The 16,575-nt window shown below is 55.5% G+C and carries 18 protein-coding genes and 1 pseudogene; 14 read left to right on the top strand and 5 right to left on the bottom strand.

Annotated elements, in window-relative coordinates; all coding sequences use genetic code 11:
• Window positions 1-117 precede the first annotated feature (117 nt).
• The 14 genes from atpE to pip all read left to right on the top strand — a co-directional run bounded on the left by atpE (window position 118) and on the right by pip (window position 13,407).
• Complete coding sequence (gene atpE / locus SYN7336_RS04680; RefSeq protein ID WP_017324769.1) at window positions 118-363, top strand: ATP synthase F0 subunit C; 246 nt, start codon at window positions 118-120, stop codon at window positions 361-363.
• Window positions 364-452: 89 nt separating this feature from the next.
• Complete coding sequence (locus SYN7336_RS04675; RefSeq protein ID WP_026100695.1) at window positions 453-929, top strand: F0F1 ATP synthase subunit B'; 477 nt, start codon at window positions 453-455, stop codon at window positions 927-929.
• A gap of 19 nt (window positions 930-948) precedes the next feature.
• Window positions 949-1,455 carry a F0F1 ATP synthase subunit B gene (locus tag SYN7336_RS04670; RefSeq protein WP_017324767.1) on the top strand — a complete coding sequence of 169 codons (507 nt, stop codon included), beginning with the start codon at window positions 949-951 and terminating at the stop codon, window positions 1,453-1,455.
• Between the two features lies 1 nt (window position 1,456).
• Window positions 1,457-2,002 carry an ATP synthase F1 subunit delta gene (atpH, locus tag SYN7336_RS04665; protein ID WP_017324766.1) on the top strand — a complete coding sequence of 182 codons (546 nt, stop codon included), beginning with the start codon at window positions 1,457-1,459 and terminating at the stop codon, window positions 2,000-2,002.
• Window positions 2,003-2,074: 72 nt separating this feature from the next.
• On the top strand, window positions 2,075-3,598 hold the full coding sequence (gene atpA, locus SYN7336_RS04660; RefSeq protein WP_017324765.1) for a F0F1 ATP synthase subunit alpha: 1,524 nt from the start codon (window positions 2,075-2,077) through the stop codon (window positions 3,596-3,598).
• Between the two features lie 50 nt (window positions 3,599-3,648).
• Window positions 3,649-4,590: a F0F1 ATP synthase subunit gamma gene (locus SYN7336_RS04655; RefSeq protein WP_017324764.1), complete on the top strand. Its 942-nt coding sequence runs from the start codon at window positions 3,649-3,651 to the stop codon at window positions 4,588-4,590.
• Between the two features lie 282 nt (window positions 4,591-4,872).
• The gene (locus SYN7336_RS04650; RefSeq protein WP_227498600.1) at window positions 4,873-5,157 is read left to right on the top strand and encodes a ribbon-helix-helix domain-containing protein; all 285 of its coding nucleotides are present in this window, start codon (window positions 4,873-4,875) and stop codon (window positions 5,155-5,157) included.
• The gene (locus SYN7336_RS31960) at window positions 5,154-5,315 is read left to right on the top strand and encodes a type II toxin-antitoxin system PemK/MazF family toxin (RefSeq protein WP_017324762.1); all 162 of its coding nucleotides are present in this window, start codon (window positions 5,154-5,156) and stop codon (window positions 5,313-5,315) included. Before SYN7336_RS04650 ends, SYN7336_RS31960 begins: the two co-directional genes overlap by 4 nt.
• Window positions 5,316-5,672: 357 nt before the next feature.
• Window positions 5,673-6,665, top strand: a complete 993-nt coding sequence (locus SYN7336_RS04640) for a sulfotransferase (RefSeq protein ID WP_017324761.1) — start codon at window positions 5,673-5,675, stop codon at window positions 6,663-6,665.
• Window positions 6,666-6,698: 33 nt separating this feature from the next.
• Window positions 6,699-7,487 carry a sulfotransferase family 2 domain-containing protein gene (locus SYN7336_RS31955; RefSeq protein WP_017324760.1) on the top strand — a complete coding sequence of 263 codons (789 nt, stop codon included), beginning with the start codon at window positions 6,699-6,701 and terminating at the stop codon, window positions 7,485-7,487.
• Window positions 7,394-8,422, top strand: coding sequence for a glycosyltransferase family 2 protein (locus SYN7336_RS04630; RefSeq protein WP_202951139.1), 1,029 nt, complete (start codon window positions 7,394-7,396; stop codon window positions 8,420-8,422). The genes SYN7336_RS31955 and SYN7336_RS04630 overlap by 94 nt, the downstream gene beginning before the upstream one ends.
• 126 nt (window positions 8,423-8,548) lie before the next feature.
• Window positions 8,549-10,438: a pentapeptide repeat-containing protein gene (locus SYN7336_RS04625; protein ID WP_017324758.1), complete on the top strand. Its 1,890-nt coding sequence runs from the start codon at window positions 8,549-8,551 to the stop codon at window positions 10,436-10,438.
• A gap of 85 nt (window positions 10,439-10,523) precedes the next feature.
• A complete protein-coding gene (locus tag SYN7336_RS27685; protein WP_017324757.1) occupies window positions 10,524-12,440 on the top strand; it encodes a pentapeptide repeat-containing protein in 1,917 nt (638 codons plus the stop codon).
• Window positions 12,441-12,444: 4 nt separating this feature from the next.
• A complete protein-coding gene (pip, locus tag SYN7336_RS04615; RefSeq protein ID WP_017324756.1) occupies window positions 12,445-13,407 on the top strand; it encodes a prolyl aminopeptidase in 963 nt (320 codons plus the stop codon).
• Here pip and SYN7336_RS24475 read toward each other — a convergent pair.
• The 5 genes and pseudogenes from SYN7336_RS24475 to SYN7336_RS32915 form a co-directional block, all read right to left on the bottom strand.
• Entirely contained in the window at window positions 13,404-13,937 is a 534-nt protein-coding gene (locus SYN7336_RS24475; RefSeq protein ID WP_071590741.1) for a Spy/CpxP family protein refolding chaperone, read from the bottom strand. The genes pip and SYN7336_RS24475 overlap by 4 nt on opposite strands.
• A 31-nt stretch (window positions 13,938-13,968) precedes the next feature.
• Window positions 13,969-14,319 (bottom strand): hypothetical protein, encoded by a 351-nt coding sequence (locus SYN7336_RS04605; RefSeq protein ID WP_017324754.1) that lies wholly within the window; start codon window positions 14,317-14,319, stop codon window positions 13,969-13,971.
• On the bottom strand, window positions 14,316-14,879 hold the full coding sequence (locus tag SYN7336_RS04600; RefSeq protein ID WP_017324753.1) for a sigma-70 family RNA polymerase sigma factor: 564 nt from the start codon (window positions 14,877-14,879) through the stop codon (window positions 14,316-14,318). The genes SYN7336_RS04605 and SYN7336_RS04600 overlap by 4 nt, the downstream gene beginning before the upstream one ends.
• Window positions 14,880-15,048: 169 nt before the next feature.
• The gene (locus tag SYN7336_RS04595; protein ID WP_227498599.1) at window positions 15,049-15,552 is read right to left on the bottom strand and encodes a GNAT family N-acetyltransferase; all 504 of its coding nucleotides are present in this window, start codon (window positions 15,550-15,552) and stop codon (window positions 15,049-15,051) included.
• Between the two features lie 143 nt (window positions 15,553-15,695).
• A pseudogene (locus SYN7336_RS32915) lies at window positions 15,696-16,109 on the bottom strand (GNAT family N-acetyltransferase).
• Between the last annotated feature and the right edge of the window lie 466 nt (window positions 16,110-16,575).

Raw genomic sequence — 16,575 nt, 5'->3', positions numbered from 1 at the left:
TTGGCGTTCTCTCATCCATTCCCCCGACAAGTTTGTTAGTGCTCTCTGCTAACAATTCCGACCACGTTACATTAACCTATCAGCGCTCGCGCGCAATTGAAGGTAAGGAGACCATTAATGGATTCACTGACTGCTGCTGCTTCCGTTCTCGCTGCTGCTCTCGCAATTGGTATTGGTGCTATTGGCCCCGGTATCGGTCAAGGTACTGCAGCCGGCAGTGCTGTAGAAGGGATTGCTCGCCAACCTGAAGCAGAGGACAAGATTCGCGGCACCCTGCTGATCAGCTTGGCTTTTATGGAAGCACTGACCATTTACGGCTTGGTTGTGGCTCTGGTTCTATTGTTTGCCAACCCCTTTGCTTAGATTTCGCCCTATCCGGTACCCAGAGGCTGGGCCTCGGCCGATCGTCTCTGGGTGCCCTTTCCCTAGCAACTTTAGTGCCCTCGAAAAACATGATTCACTGGTCTTTAATCGTTGCAACTGAAGCGGTCGAACAGGAAGCCAGTCTGTTTGGATTCGACGCCACACTCCCGATTATTGTGGCCGAGTTCTTACTGCTGATGGCGGTTTTGAAAGTAACCTTCTTCGGCCCTCTGACAGACGCAATCGACGAACGCAACGATTACGTGCGCGACACGGCAGCGGATGCGAAAGTAAAGCTGGCGGAATCTCAGTCTTTGGCCGAGAAATACAAACAGGAAGCTGCCCGAGCTCGATTGGCAGCCCAATCCCTGATCTCGGATGCAGAAGCCGAAGCGACTGCACTGCGCAATCAACAAGTGCTTGCCGCCCAGCAAGAAGCCCAAGCCAGAGTGCAAGAAGCTCGGCAGGCGATTGAAGCCGAGAAGAATGCTGCACTAGAAGTCTTAGAAGCTCAGGTGACTGACTTGAGCAGTCAGGTGACTGAAAAGTTGTTAGGTGCCGCATAAGTAAATAGGAGACTTGAGGATGCTGCTTGCGTCATCTACTGGATTTGGGTTGGAATTCGATATTCTCGACAGCAATATCATTAATATTGCTATTATCTTGGGCCTGCTAATTTATCTGGGTCGAACCACGATCTCAAATATTTTGACCGAGCGCAGGTCTGCCGTTGTCAAGGCGATTGAAGAGTCAGAGCAGGCCAAAAAGCAAGCACTGGCAGAGCTCAATCAACAAAAGCAAAATCTTGCCATGGCTCAGCAAAAGGGAGAAACCATCCTGGAGCAAGCGAAAGAAACGGCTGCTGCCTTGCGTGCCGAGATTCTCGGCAAGGTGGATGGCGACATCGAAAAGCTCAGGGCTGCTGCCGATAAAGAAATTGCTGCCGAACGCGATCGCGTCATTGCCCAACTGCGCCGCCAAGTGGTGAAACAAGCCCTCGAAGAGGTCGAGCGCGAATTACCGAGCCGCTTGACCGACGACGCTCAGTCCCGCTTGATCGACAGCAGTATTCAGTTATTGGGAGGACAGTAAGATGTCTGGCAATATTGCCCAACAAATTGCCGCGCCCTATTCCGAAGCCATGCTCTCCATCGCTAAGGAACAAAACCTCGTGAACGAGTTTGGCGAAGACGCTCGCGGCATCCTCTCTGTGCTCGATGCCAGTTCCGAGCTAGAAGCGTTCTTGGGAAATCCTCTGGTTCCGACTGACAACAAGAAATCCCTGTTACAACAAGCATTCGAAGGTAAGGTGCAGCCATTCGTGCTGAATATCCTCAACCTGTTGGCCGATCGCCGCCGCATTTTCTTTCTGCGCCAGGTCTGCGATGGCTATCTAGCGCTGCAGCGCAAGCTACAGAAAATCGCCTTGGCTGAAGTGACCTCTGCAACCGAGCTGAGTGATGCTCAAAAACAGTCCGTCATCGAGCGCGTCAGGCAGATTTCCCAAGCGGAAGGCGTAGAGCTGCAGGCAAAGGTGGACCCCGAACTGATTGGGGGCGTCATTATCCGCGTTGGCTCTCAGGTGATTGATGCCAGTTTGCGCGGTCAGTTGCGCCGCTTGGCCTACCAGCTTTCTTAACTATATTTCTCACACATTTCTAACTGTGTTGACCCCTAACTATGTTGACCCCTAGCTCTTGAAGAGGACATTATGGCTACGATTCGCCCCGACGAGATCAGCAGCATTATTAAGCAGCAGATCGAGCAGTACAACCAAGAAGTTCAAGTCTCCAATGTCGGTACCGTGCTGCAAGTCGGCGACGGCATCGCCCGCATCTACGGCCTCGACAAAGCTATGGCCAGCGAATTGCTGGAATTTGAAGACGGCACCGTCGGCATCGCCCTCAACCTAGAAGAGGATAATGTGGGCGCAGTACTGATGGGAGCTGGTCGCAGCATCCAAGAAGGGAGTTCCGTTAAGTCTACGGGCAAGATTGCTCAGATTCCGGTCGGTCCCGAATTGATTGGCCGCGTGGTCGATCCCCTCTGCCGCGTCATTGATGGCAAGCCCGAGCCCAACTGTTCTGCCAGCCGCCTCCTGGAATCTCCTGCCCCCGGCATCATTGCGCGGAAATCGGTCTGCGAGCCCCTGCAAACGGGAATTACCGCAATCGACTCCATGATTCCCATCGGTCGCGGCCAGCGGGAGTTGATTATTGGCGATCGCCAGACGGGCAAGACCACCGTGGCGGTGGATACTATCCTCAATCAGGCTGGCGAAGACGTGATTTGCGTCTACGTGGCGATCGGCCAGAAGGCCTCTACGGTTGCGCAGGTGGTGGGCATTCTGGAAGATAAGGGCGCGATGGACTACACCATTGTGGTGGACGCTAATGCCAATGCCCCTGCAGCACTGCAGTTCTTGGCTCCTTACACGGGTGCGGCGATCGCCGAACACTTCATGTACGAAGGCAAGCACACCCTGGTGATTTACGACGACCTGTCCAAACAGGCTGTGGCCTACCGTCAAATGTCTTTGCTACTGCGCCGTCCCCCCGGTCGCGAAGCCTACCCCGGCGACGTTTTCTACATCCATTCCCGTCTGTTGGAGCGTGCCGCTAAGTTGAGCGACGAATTGGGTGCCGGTTCGATGACGGCTCTGCCGATCATCGAAACCCAAGCGGGTGACGTGTCCGCTTACATTCCCACCAACGTAATTTCGATTACCGACGGCCAAATCTTTTTGGAAGCCGACCTATTCAACGCCGGACTGCGTCCCGCGATCGACGCCGGTATTTCGGTCAGTCGGGTAGGCTCTTCCGCTCAAACCAAAGCGATGAAGAAGGTGGCTGGCAAGATTCGCTTGGAGTTGGCTCAATTCCGCGAATTGGAAGCCTTCTCTCAATTTGCCTCCGATCTAGATGCCGCTACCCAAGCTCAGTTGGCTCGCGGTCAGCGACTGCGGGAAATTCTCAAGCAGCCCCAGTACTCTCCGCTGTCTGTGTCCGAGCAAGTTGCCGTCATCTATGCCGGTACCAATGGCTATCTGGACGATATTGAATTGAGCGATGTGGTCGACTTCAAACAGGGGTTGATTTCATATCTGTCCACCAGTCAGCCCAAGTTTGGCGAAGTCATTGCTTCAGAGAAGAAGCTGACTGACGAAGCAAAGGAACTGCTCGAACAGGCCATTACCGATTACAAGCAGGCTTTCTCTGCCGAAAAGGCTGCTTAACCCTCCAATCATTCAACCGCCTAATTTGTTACCTATCAGGAAGACCTGTCATGTCGAATCTGAAGGCTATTCGCGATCGCATTAAGTCTGTCAAAAACACTCGCAAGATCACCGAAGCAATGCGGTTGGTGGCTGCGGCTAAGGTGAGGCGGGCACAAGAGCAGGTGAATGCATCTCGTCCGTTTGCCGATCGATTGGCACAGGTCTTCTTCCGCTTGCAGACGCGCTTGGAAATGGAGGATGTGGAGCTGCCCCTGCTGGAGCAGCGCCCTGTCAAGAAGGTGGGTCTGTTGGTGGTGTCGGGCGATCGCGGTTTGTGCGGTGCCTACAACATCAACGTCCTCAAGAAAACCGAGCAGCGGGCTGCGGAGTTGGCGGATGAGGGGATTGAGTGCGAGTACTTTTTAGTCGGTCGCAAGGCCGTGCAGTATTTCAAGCGTCGCGGTGTTACTCCGGCTAAAACCTTCATCGGCCTAGAGCAGATCCCGATCGCTTCTGAAGCGGGTGACATTGCCGATTCGCTGATGGCGGCATTTGTTGCGGGCAAGATCGATCGAGTCGAGTTGATTTACACTCGCTTTGTCTCGCTCATTAGCTCTCGCCCTGTCTTACAGACGCTATTGCCGATGTCTGTCGAGGTGTTGCAAAACCAGCAGGATGAAGTGTTCAGGATGTTGGTTCGTCAGGGGAAATTTACCGTCGAGCGCGATATTGTTGATGTTGACCTGTCCCCCGCCCCTCAGGACACGATCTTCGAACAGGCTCCGACACAGATTTTGGATGCTCTCTTGCCTCTTTACACCGAAAGCCAGCTTTTGCGGGCGTTGCAGGAGTCGGCAGCGAGTGAATTGGCCTGTCGGATGACGGCCATGAACAATGCCAGCGATAATGCTAAAGAGCTCATTTCAACGCTTAATTTGAGCTATAACAAGGCTCGTCAAGCGAGTATTACCCAGGAGATTCTGGAGGTTGTGGGCGGCGCGAATATGTAATTTGTGCTTGCTCCGATCTGCTCGGGAGTTCGAGTTCTCTCCAGACAGCGTTTGGATCTCTGCCGGTGGGATGTCGGCAAGAAGCCCGATCCGATCGACAGACATTCCGAGCTGAATTGACATCAGCACGGAAATAGATTCTGCTGGGGGCTGTGGTGCCGATCGCTGGTCGAGCCAAGTTTGAGCTGTGGGGGCTACTCGGACTCGGATCCCGAAGGGCGATCGATTGATATCTCGATCGCATTACAATCATCATATTAAGCATCAGTTTAGGCAGCGATTATGGCACAGATGTCTTCATCCGAGACAACTAGAACAACTCTATCGCTACCCTCAGAGTTAATAGAAGCAACTGACAGAGCTATCCGCGCAGGCAAAGCGCGCAGCCGTAATGAGCTCGTTGCTCGAGCCCTACGGCACGAGTTGGCTATTCTCAAACAAGAGCAGATTGATGCTGAATTTGCCGCGATGGCAGAAGATTTGGACTATCGAGAAGAATGTCTGGAAATGTGCGAAGAGTTTGCAGTGGCTGACTGGGAAGCCTTCAAGTTGAATGAACGGTCGTGAAACGAGGCGAAGTCTTCAACGCGCGACTCGACCCTACAGAAGGCTCGGAACAGGCTGGAACCCGGCCCATTATTATCGTGAGTCGAGATGCAATTTCTAATGAGGTAATACGACAACTCAACCGAGCACTAGCAATTGCTTTGGACTTGCTCGAGTAGAGCTGTTCTTCATTTTGGTTTTAGAGATTGGACTCCATCAGATACAGATCTCCGGCTGCGCTAGGGTTGATGGAGTTTGTTTCGGGGCGGCGATGCCGATCGCTGGCTGAGCCAAGTTTGAGCTGCGTGGGCTACTTGTTTTTCTAGGCAGCGATGCCCCATTGGAGGCGATACCGCCGTTACCCACAAGAACAGCGGCAGATTTGACTTGTTCGATTGCGTTTTCCAGGGCGTCTTGCCAGGGCGGCCGGGAATGGGTTCTCGCTGGGCACCGGCAACGAGCCTTGCCTGTCATGGCGAGACTTGGGAAAACTACAGACATCTCTCGCAAATTCCGCCACAATTTCTCGCTCGCCCATGACTCAGCCCACCCTCTCAAACATCTCAGCGGCGATCGCCCCCACCTCCCCCGTCTTCATCGTCGGAGCCCCCCGCAGCGGCAGTAGCCTGCTCTACCGCATCCTGCAACGCCATTCCCACTTCCACCTACAAAACCACCTCGACAAAGCCGGCATCGAACTCACCGAAACCAAAATCTTCGACTCCCCCTATCAGTCCTACGCCGCCGACCCCGGCAGCACGAGCCAATTCATGCTCGACAACGACAACTGCTACCGCGCCTTTCGCACCGCCACCGCCCCCATCCAGAAGTTTCATGCCAGTATTCCCGCCAAACAGCTCTACCAAAAGATCGCCCGCCGCACCCACTTCCATCGCGGCGCAGTCTGGAAAGCGCTCAAAAACGATCGCCTCGTGCATGCCTACTTTTACTACGCCCAACAAGCTCGGAGAGCCGATCGCTTAGTGGAAAAAACCCCCACCCACATCTATCGCCTACCCGAAATGCGCGCCAGCTTTCCCAGGGCCAAATATCTGTTCATCCACCGCCACCCCATCGACGTTTTCACCTCCTATCGCCGTCGCCTCAAAAACTCCCTCGACTTAGGCATTGAAAGCGATCGCCTCAGTTGGCTGCAAATTTCCCCCAGCCGCTTCTCCCGCAACTACGCCTCCTACATGCGGCTAGCCCTCAAAGCCCAGCAGACCGATCCCCAAAACTTCAAGATGGTGCGCTACGACGACCTAGTGGCCGATCCCCCCGGCACCCTGACCGGCGTGTTTGACTTTATCGGCGAAGACTTCGAGCCGCAATGCATACCCGATGACGACACCCGCAACGATGCCAGCGCTAAAGTCAACCCGCTGCGCAAAACCTTGCTCAGCAAAATTGAGGCCACAACCAAACAGTGGCAAGACTACATTTCGGACCGGGAAGTGGCGGCGATCGAGCGCCAGCTAGCCCGCACGATGGCCTCCACCCATTACCACAGCTATTTACCTGCTACATAACCCCTCACTGAAACCCAACCGCCTGCGATCGCCATGATTATCAGCCACCAACACCGCTACGTTTTCATCGCCCTGCCCCACACCGCCTCCACCAGCATCAGCCAAGAGCTCAAAGAGCACTACGACGGCGAAAACATTCTGTTCAAACATTCCACCTACCGAGACTTTTTAAAGCTGGCCAGTGCCGACCAACGGCAATACTTTGCCTTCTCCAGCATCCGCAACCCCATCGACGAAGTCACCACCCGCTATTTCAAATACAAAACCAACCACGGCGGCCAATTCACCAACCCATCCCAGTTCAAACCAAACGGCGGCTGGATGACCCGCACCCACCGATCGCAATTCGCCTTCGTACAGGCGGGCGCAGATTTTTCCACCTTCTTCCAACGCTACTACCGCCTGCCCTACGACAATTGGAGCAGCCTCAACCACCGACAGCTCGATAGCGTCATTCGCTACGAGTCGCTACAAGAGGACTTCTCGGCAGTACTCGATCGCCTCGGACTCCAACAGGTGCGCCCCATTCCAGTGGGCAATAAAACGCGAGAAAAGCAAAGCAATCCCTTTATCTACTTCTCGCCCGAGGCGCGATCGCGCGCTAAGTGGGTGTTCGGTCCCTTCATGCAGCGATGGGGCTACGAGTTCCCAGCAGATTGGCAGGATATTCCGGTGCCTCCCGCCAGCGAAGTCGCCTATCGAGTCGCCAGCATCCCCCGGCAGTTGTATTGGCGCTATTGGAAACGCCAGCGGGGACAGGGGCCGCGCTGGCTCGCCAAACCGGCCCAACCAGCAGCCGTCAAAGAGGAGGTGCGGGGGTGACGGTCCGAGTCAGTATCTGCATTGCCACCTATCGGCGTCCCAGCCAATTGGCCTTGCTGTTGCAAGCGCTGAATCAGCTTCAGTTTGAGGCGATCGCCCCCCCCGAGCTCGACATTATCGTGGTGGATAACGATGCTGCAGGCTCGGCCCGATCGGTTTGCGAGCCCCTCCAAGCCACATCGAGCTGGCCCCTGCACTACGCGCTCGAACCCCAGCGCGGGATTTCCTACGCCCGCAATCGAGCCATCGCTCAGGTGGCTGCCGAGACCGACTTTTTAGCCTTTATCGATGACGACGAAGTCCCCGATCCGGTCTGGCTAGAAGCACTGCTGACCGCGCAAAGCCGTCACGACGCAGATGTTGTCTGGGGGCCTGTCATCCCGATCTTGAACGATCCTGCAACGCCGCACTGGGCGATCGCGGGGAATTTTTTCCAACCGCGCTCGTTTGCCAATGGCGCTCGCCTAGAGTTTGCCTCCACCAACAATATCCTCATCCGGGCGGCGATCGTACGAGAAATGGGTCCAGCCCCCTTCGATCGCCGCTTTGCCCTCACGGGCGGAGAAGATACTCACTTTTTTATGCGCATCCATCGAGCCGGTCACGCGATTGTCTGGGCCTCAGAGGCGATCGTGCGCGAGTCGGTTCCCGCCAGCCGCACCACGGTGAAATGGATTCTGCAGCGGGGCTTTCGCTCTTGGGGCTCCCACAGCTTGTGCGAACGGGAACTCAAGCCCGGATGGGGCGTGCAGCCGATCCGGTTTGCCAAGGGGCTGGGCCTGATCGGCATGGGGGTGGCGCTGCTGCCGACGGCGATCGCGGGTAAACCCGCCTTAGTGCGATCGCTCTTGCAGATTGCTCGCGGGCTCGGCACCCTCTCCGGTTTAGTCGGTTACTCGTTTGCAGAATATGGCGATCGGCAGGGCCAGCCGTGACGAGCCGTTCAAACGCACCTGTGGAACAGCACCACTCGCTTCGACAAATTGTAAAGCTAAACAAACTCGTGTAGAAAAATAAACTAAAATATCTCGTAAAAATCCCCTTGTCGAGGTGTGGGTAGTATGGATAGTCCCACCGATCGCAATCAGTTGCTCGCACAATACAAAGCCGGACAGCGAGACTTTAGCCGCATTGCCCTCAGTCAAGTCGATCTCAGCCACATTGATGTGAGCGAAGCCGACTTCAGCGGCTCTGACTTAACCCATGCCAACTTCACCGCTGCCATTCTGAACAACGTTAGCTTGCGGGGTGCTTGTCTAGACCGCGCCCTGCTAGACGAGGCGAGTCTGCCCGAGGCCGATCTGCAGGGGGCCGAGTTGGCATGCACCCAGCTTGAAGGGGCCGATCTGGCCGGTGCCAACTTGAGTAGAACGAATGCGAGCGGGGCCAATCTCGCGGCCAGCAGCCTGTGCGGGGCCAATCTGGGACAAGTGTCTTTGGTCGAGGCCAACCTGACCGACGCCGATCTGGCCCGCGCCAACCTAGAGCAAGCCAATCTCGCGCAGGCCAACCTCAGTGGGGCCAATTTAGTCGGGGTCAAGCTGGACCAGTCCTGCCTGGAGGGGGCACTCTATAGCGAAGCCACCCGCTTCCCCGAACACTTCGATCCGGTGGCAGCGGGAATGCAACCCATTGACCAACGTTCGGAATTGGCCGATCGGGCGATCGAGCAATACCGATTGGGTCAGCGAGATTTTAACCGCATCGACCTCAGTCGGGCTCAACTGCGGGGGGTTGACTTGAGCGAAGCAGATTTGAGCGGTGCCGATCTGACAAAGACGAACCTTACTTCTGCCAACCTCAGTCAAGTCCTGTTCAGAGGGGCCAGCCTCAACGATGCCATTCTCACAGAGGCAAATTTGACTCGAGCGGATCTGCGGGGGGCAGAGTTAGAAAATGCCCAGCTCGCGAACGCCAACCTTGCAGGCGTCAACTTGGCTAGAGCAGAATTAAGTGCCGCCAATCTAGCGGGTGCCCAATTGCAGAGGGCAAATCTAGAGCAAGCCTGCTTGGCGGGGGCCGATTTTGCGGGGGCCGATCTCAGCGATGCCAATCTCGCCCAAACCAACCTGAACCGAGTCAATTTCGAACGAGCCAATTTGTGCGGTGCCGATCTGCAGGGTACGAACCTCATTCTTGCCCGACTCGCAGGGGCTATTTACAGCCCAGACACGCGCTTTCCCCTGTTGTTCGAACCGTCAGTCAGAGGGATGCAAGTCTCGGGCGATCGCCGTTTGTCCGAAACCATTCCGGTCGAGGCGAATGGATCTCAGTCCGTACAAGCGCGATCGCAGAGTTCTCGATCGCAGCACACTGCTGCCCTCGCACCGACCCTCAACGGCGGCAGCGCGCACTTACTCGCCAAAGTCAATCCCTCCAATATTTCCAGGCGGGAGCATCAAACGGTTTCCATCCCGATCGCCGAACCTGTCCCGTCGATGTTGAACTTGGCCTTTAGTATTGATACCTCGACGTTAATGGCTCTACTGGCTGGAGAATCTTGGGAAGAGGCCAGTACCGAGACTGTCAAGTTGTTACTGGCCTGTTGCCGACAGGAACGCAGCAAATTGGACGAGCGGGCGATCGCCACCATCCCCGAGGAAGCCATTCAAACGATCGATCGCTTGTGGAGCAAGATGTCGCGGGGCAAATTTGGGTTCGCAGCTCAACTGGCAGTGCTGGACGAGTTAAGGGCTCGAAACCCCTTTGACGGATTTGAAACCCTCTGCAATCTATTTTTGGCACGAGTTCGCTGGAAACTGGTGAGCTATAGAACTTCGTATGTGGCTAAAGTCGAACGTGGCGACGGCTGGGTCAAGGGTCAATTCCCCGTCTACTTCAAACACTTCGTCACTAAAAAGTCGTTTGGGTTTGCTTATGCGATCGACTACGAGGCGCTCAACCGGTTTTGGGCGCGTCTCAAACACTGTCTATCCGAGACAGAGCCGTAGGTAGCGCTCGGATTTGACCGATAGAAGCATCCAGTGATGCAGGCACAATCCCCCCAGCTCGACCCTTTGCCCCGGATGGCGATCGATGTTTCACACCCTCCCTGCTGAAGAATTACTGGAGCAATACCGTCTGGGAAAACGCGACTTTAGCCGCATCGACCTCAGTCGATCTCAATTGAAACAGGTCGATCTGAGCGAAGCCAATTTTAGTGGTGCAAATCTAACCCATACCAAGTTTGAAGGGGTGAAGCTGAGTCGAGCGATTTTCCGAGGTGCACATCTCGGGCGGGCAACCTTTACGGCGGCGGATCTCGCCAGTGCAGATTTGCGCGGGGCCGATTTAGAACAGATGCAACTGCAGGCTAGCTGTCTGACTGACGCCAATTTGGTTCGGGCAAATCTGAACCAAGCCGATCTCTCCTCCAGCAGCCTGTGCGGCACCAATTTAAAGCAAGCGTTTTTAAGCAGAGCCGATCTGACCGATGCAAATTTGCAACAGACTAATCTGACGCTAGCCAACTTGAGCCTCGCCAACCTGGTGGGGGCAGATCTGAGTGCAGCGAAGCTCGAACAAACGATTTTTAGCGATGCTCTCTACAGTGACGCCACCCGCTTTCCCGATCGCTTCGATCCGGTGAGAGCAGGCATGAAACAGGCTAAACCCCAGGCCAATGAAGGCGATCGCCTGCTGGAGAGCTATCGCTTGGGGGAACGTAACTTTAAACGAATTTGCTTGAAAAGAGTCTTTCTCGGCCCAGTCGATTTAAGCGGGGCTGACTTGAGTGGAGCCGAACTGACTAAAGTGGATTGCCGGGGGGCTAACCTCACCCGCGCCATTCTCAAAGGGGCTAATTTGGGCTATGCCACCCTGCTGGGAAGCAACCTGACTAAAGTGGATTTACGAGGTGCGAACTTAAGTCACATTCAACTCAAGCGGGCTCGACTCGCGGGTGCCAACTTGGGTCGAGCGAACTTTAGAGGAGCCAACCTGGCCCATGCAATATTGTGCGGTGCCCAGTTAGAGCAGACCTCTCTGATTGGCGTCAATCTCTCCCATGCCGACCTGCAAAATGCCCAGCTAACGCAGGCCAACCTGACGCAAGCCAACCTGACGCAGGCCAATCTCAACGGTGCAGATCTGAGTACCGCCAACCTGGAGGGAGCGCTGCTCGATCGCGCCCTCTACAATACAGCCACCCGCTTGCCAGCGCGGTTCGATCCGGTTGGTGCGGGCATGAAAGCGAGCGACACTGCCGTCAGGCAGGCTGTCACTCCGCCTGTTGGCTCATCTGTTGTGCCTCCTCCGCTCAAATCCCCTCAGGTCGAGCGAGATCGGGCCACCCATGCCAGATCGAAGCAGCCTGCGATCGCCAGCTCGCCCTTCCTACTTGCCTCGATCGCACTTGCCTCAACCGTGCTGGCGGGGGGAAGCTATGCCGCCTATCAAATCTACCGACAGACTTCGGCACCCTCCAGCGAGCGGGGGCCTGCGATCGCCTCAACTGGCTCATCCGTCAACACTCTTAACGAGCTGACCTCCACCATCGCCACTTTCCCCAGCAGTCAATCCTCCGATCCGCGCTTTGTCCGCGCTGCAGAACACTACCGGACGGGCGAGCTGGATGAGGCGATCGCGCTCTTGGCCTCGATTCCAGACAGCAGTGGCGACGCCGATCTAGCCCGCAGCACCATCGAGATCTGGCAGTGGAAATGGGACTCCGATCGCAACTACGTTCGCGCCGCGCAACAGGAACTCGACAGCCAAAACTGGCAGGCGGCGATCGTGGCAGTAGAGATTATTTCCAACGAGTTCTGGAAGGCGCAGGCGTTACCCATTGTGGATGAAGCCCACTATCAAATAGCCCTCGCCGCGCTCGAGGGCGGCGATCTGCAAACAGCGACGTTAAGCGCCACTAAGATTGCCGATGCCACCCGACAGCAGGAACTCTTGACCGAGATTGCCAACCGTCAGGCGGGTCGGCAACAGAACGCGTTACTCTAGCAAAATGGCGCGCAATCTCTACCCGGCGATCGAGCCCTATAACGCTGGCAAACTGCAGGTATCTGACATGCACCGCATTTACTTTGAAGAATGCGGCAATCCCAACGGCAAGCCCGCAGTCTTTTTGCACGGCGGTCCCGGTGGGGGCAGTCTGCCCAAATATCGTCAGTACTTCAATCCCGAACTGTGGCGAATTGTGTTGTTCGATCAGCGGGGCTGCGGCAAAAGTACCCCCCATGCCGAACTGACCGACAACACCACTTGGGACTTGGTGGCGGATATCGAAACCCTGCGCCAGCATCTCGGCATCGAACAATGGACGGTGTTTGGAGGCAGTTGGGGCAGTACGTTGGCACTCACCTATGCGGAGAGTCATCCCGATCGCTGTTGCGGCCTGATTTTGCGGGGCATTTTTATGCTGCGGCAACAGGAAATCCGCTGGTTTTATCAGGAGGGCACCAACCATATTTTTCCAGAGGCGTGGGAGGACTATCTCAAACCGATTCCGCTGGAGGAGCGGGAGGATTTGGTAGCAGCCTATTACAAACGACTGACGAGTGTCGATCCCGAGGTGCGGCAGGAGGCCGCGCGGGCTTGGTCGATTTGGGAGGGCAGCACCAGCAAGCTGTATCCCGATGCCAATGTGGCAGCTCAGTTTGGGCGCGATGGCTTTGCGGATGCGTTTGCGCGGATTGAGTGCCACTATTTTGTCAACCAGGGCTTTTTCGATCGCGAGGATTGGTTGTTCCAGAACATCGATCGAATTCGCCAGATTCCGGGGGTTATCGTGCAGGGTCGGTACGATGTGGTCTGCCCGACGATAACGGCTTGGGAACTGCACAAGGCTTGGCCGGAAGCAGAGTTTATTGTGGTGCCGGATGCGGGGCATTCGGTGTCGGAACCGGGGATTTTGTCTGCTTTAGTGGAGGCGACAGATCGGTTTGCCGGATTGCCCTTCACCCCTTAAAACTCACCGCCATCGTCCTGCAGCCCGGGGGGTTGCCCAAACCGATCGCCCTCAAAGCTGCGATGGCCTCCTCCCCGCCGCCGATCTCTGCCCCGATGCTGGGAAAGGCGATCGCTCAGCAGAGTGCGCTGTTCGGGGGTGAGCAGTTCGCGAATCGCCAAGAGATTTTCGAAATAGAGCGTCGCCATTTCCTGGCGAAGGGTTTGAACGCGATCGAATTGGGGGCGGATATCTTCCACGGGAGCCGTGCCCGCAAGCAGCCCTTGCAACGTTTCTCGCTCGGCCTGCAGTTCCGCTCGGCGATCGAGAAAATCAGCACGGGCATCCTGCCAAATTGCTCGGATTTGTTGCCGTTGCTCGGGGGCGAGATCGAGTTCTTCCAACAGCGGCATGCGGGCACCGTCGAACTGGGGTTGGGCGCGCACTGACGCTGGACTGACTGCGAACGGGAGGGCAGTGGCACTCAGAAGGACGGCGATCGCCGCCCGACGACGCCATCGAGGTTTGGAGGAATGGGGAAGTCTTTGCATCGTTCCAGACAAAATTACAGTTCGTTCAAAATTACAGATCGTTGAAGAAAGCGGAATCATCCTCTTGCAGCCAGTCATCGAAGGGATCGGCTTCGATGGTGGTACTGGCGCTCCAACTGGAGATGAGATAGTTCTCGAGCTCCTCCAGTTCGGCGGTGGTGAGGGAGGGACGAGGCCACAGCCAACCGGCCAAAATGGCAGCAGCGACTACAGGCGGAATCGCCCATCGCCAGCGCCGCCAGCGGCTGCGAGGCGAATGGGGATGCAGCACCGCCCGTGCCAAGATCTCGTCCCTGAGGGCGGGATCGGCAGGGGGAGGATCGGGGCAATATTGCCGCAGAAAGTTAACTAGCTTTTGCTCCTCGTCAGGCGGAACTGTCATAGTTCAACTCCTTGCTGCTCTAGGTAGCGCTTCATGGCGGTACGGGCGTGGTGCAGGCGAGATTTGACGGTACCGACCGGAATGCCCAAAATGTCCGCCACCTCTTTTTGAGGCACATCCTCTAAGTCGTGCAGCACCAACACGCTGCGATGCTCCAGACTCAGTTGAGCCAATCCCTTCTGAACGACATCTCGATAGTGCAGGCGATCGATCCCTCGCTCGCGGGTAGCGGCTTGCCCGAAGGTTGCCACATCGCGGAGCGCAGATTGCTCTCGCGATCGCGTGCGAGCCAATTGCTTGCGGCGATCGGAGGCCACATTCCAGGCAATGCGGTACAGCCAAGTGGAGAATTTGGCATTGTGCCGAAACTTAGGCAGTCCTTTCCAGGCCCGCAGAAACACCTCCTGCACCAAGTCGTCAAGCTGCGTTGCACCGCACAGTTGAAACAGGGTGGAGCGAACTGGCTGCTGAAAGCGATCGTAGAGAATCGCAAAGCTTTGGGGATTTCCTTGCAAGCAGGCTTGTACCAGTTGGCGTTCTGAGTCGGACGCTGCGCTCAAAGTGGCTGCTCCTCACCTACACGCTACTTTCGACTGCAAGTCACTCGAAAAGGTTCGCGAGTTGATTCGAAGTGACTATTGACATAGATGCTAGAAGCCTGCTCTGCCCCATCGCTCGCCTAACCCACAGGCAATGCGTTTGCACTCGAGATGAGGCGTTGGGTTGGAATCATAAGACCATCCCTCCCGAGGGAACTGATGATTTGGCTCTATGGCTTTTAACAAATTTCATTTCCCCTTTGAAGTCTCCATCAAATTCAACACCTACTGGAATCCAGTCGAGATGGCGATAGAAGCCGTAAGCTCTCAAGTTGGGATCGTTGCCCGTAACCAACCAAATCTCTTCAATACCCTTCGATCTCAACCAGTTTTCAGCTGCTTCCATTAGGGCACGTCCAGCTCCTCGGCCTTCAAAAGCAGGAAGGACAAATATACCAAATATCGTTTTTTCTGTAGCATTGGCAATTGAGAAACCAATCGATCGCTCTCCAATCTCAGCAATCCACGCACAACAGTCTGTTGCTAGCATTTCGGCAACTGACTCTGGTGTAATACCGAGTTCAGCAATCTCTTCGCGAGATTGATAATTTTCTACAACGCTAGTTCTGATTTCAAAGAGAGTATCGATATCGGCCCATTCCGCTACTCGAACATTCATGCCGTTACCCGTCACTCCACAAACTATCTCTAAATCATAACCGATCGACCTTCGGTGGTTGGCGTGTATGGGTATTATTATGCAGCGCTCGATCTCTGGTTTTTATCATAGCGATACGATTGCACTTTACTAAGGTCAATCTGCGTAGATGCTACCAATCACCCATCATCATTTACCACAATATCGAAGTGCAATACATCTTCTCGCACGCCAAGTTTAGTGTATAGCTCAATAGCAGGCTCATCACCGATATCGGCCTGAACGAAAATGACATAGACCCCTCGTTATGTGCCAATACTTTTAAGCTCCTGAATGAGCGCTGTCGCTATACCTTCACGACGGTGTGCAGCCGAAACGGCCAAATCGTAGATATAGATTTCACTGCGTTCTTGCTCGAATTTTTGTAGTTCGTACGCCGCGAGACCGCCCACCACCTCGCCGTGCTTTAACGCAGCAAGGGCAATAACGGCCTTGAGCCTAGCGGTGCTAGATAACCTCTCAACGAAGAGCAATAGTTTAGCCAAGCATCCGTTGCAGCGAGTGGTGTACGCCCGGCATGGGCGTGAACTCATGGGGTGAAAGTCCCCTGTCGGAGAACCAGAGTCCAAATGCTCGAAAGTCATGGGAGCCGAGAGACAACAACGACTAGCTTAAGGCAAGGGTGTTTCCGCGAGGAAATGTCTGAAGGAAGCCAGCAGCAAAACTGCGAGCCGACGAACAGAAACGTCATAGAAGGCCGAGATTCTTGGGGCGAGTTGGCACCACACAACGAAGCCCTCTGGTTCAAAGGACACGGTAAATGGCGCGGTTGTGCAGGGACAGTTCACGTTCTTATCCGGGCAGGTCTGTCCGAGGGCAGTCAGGGAATCTATGGGAGTCGGACTGAGGTCCATCGCGAAAGAGATGGGGAAACCACCGGACCCTACGGAGACTCAGACAGCACGACTGTTGGCAACAGCAGCCGCATTGGGCAGAAGTCAGCAGAGGTCATAGTAGCTGCTGTCGCAGTGAAGGACCGAACAGTGTCGCATAAGGAGG

It is taken from the genome of Synechococcus sp. PCC 7336 (assembly GCF_000332275.1).
Lineage (GTDB): Bacteria > Cyanobacteriota > Cyanobacteriia > Thermostichales > PCC-7336 > PCC-7336.
The sequence above is the reverse complement of the archived record's forward strand: the minus strand, read 5'-3'. Positions and strand labels throughout refer to the sequence as shown.

Excerpts from the sequence above, each read along its gene's own strand:
- atpE (WP_017324769.1), top strand. The coding sequence starts at position 118 with ATGGATTCACTGACTGCTGCTGCTTCCGTTCTCGCTGCTGCTCTCGCA.
- SYN7336_RS04605 (WP_017324754.1), bottom strand. The coding sequence starts at position 14,319 with ATGACAGTTCCGCCTGACGAGGAGCAAAAGCTAGTTAACTTTCTGCGG.
- SYN7336_RS04640 (WP_017324761.1), top strand. The coding sequence starts at position 5,673 with ATGACTCAGCCCACCCTCTCAAACATCTCAGCGGCGATCGCCCCCACC.
- SYN7336_RS27685 (WP_017324757.1), top strand. The coding sequence starts at position 10,524 with ATGTTTCACACCCTCCCTGCTGAAGAATTACTGGAGCAATACCGTCTG.
- SYN7336_RS04625 (WP_017324758.1), top strand. The coding sequence starts at position 8,549 with ATGGATAGTCCCACCGATCGCAATCAGTTGCTCGCACAATACAAAGCC.
- SYN7336_RS31955 (WP_017324760.1), top strand. The coding sequence starts at position 6,699 with ATGATTATCAGCCACCAACACCGCTACGTTTTCATCGCCCTGCCCCAC.
- SYN7336_RS04650 (WP_227498600.1), top strand. The coding sequence starts at position 4,873 with ATGGCACAGATGTCTTCATCCGAGACAACTAGAACAACTCTATCGCTA.
- pip (WP_017324756.1), top strand. The coding sequence starts at position 12,445 with ATGGCGCGCAATCTCTACCCGGCGATCGAGCCCTATAACGCTGGCAAA.
- SYN7336_RS04655 (WP_017324764.1), top strand. The coding sequence starts at position 3,649 with ATGTCGAATCTGAAGGCTATTCGCGATCGCATTAAGTCTGTCAAAAAC.
- SYN7336_RS04675 (WP_026100695.1), top strand. The coding sequence starts at position 453 with ATGATTCACTGGTCTTTAATCGTTGCAACTGAAGCGGTCGAACAGGAA.
- SYN7336_RS24475 (WP_071590741.1), bottom strand. The coding sequence starts at position 13,937 with ATGCAAAGACTTCCCCATTCCTCCAAACCTCGATGGCGTCGTCGGGCG.
- SYN7336_RS04670 (WP_017324767.1), top strand. The coding sequence starts at position 949 with ATGCTGCTTGCGTCATCTACTGGATTTGGGTTGGAATTCGATATTCTC.
- atpH (WP_017324766.1), top strand. The coding sequence starts at position 1,457 with ATGTCTGGCAATATTGCCCAACAAATTGCCGCGCCCTATTCCGAAGCC.
- atpA (WP_017324765.1), top strand. The coding sequence starts at position 2,075 with ATGGCTACGATTCGCCCCGACGAGATCAGCAGCATTATTAAGCAGCAG.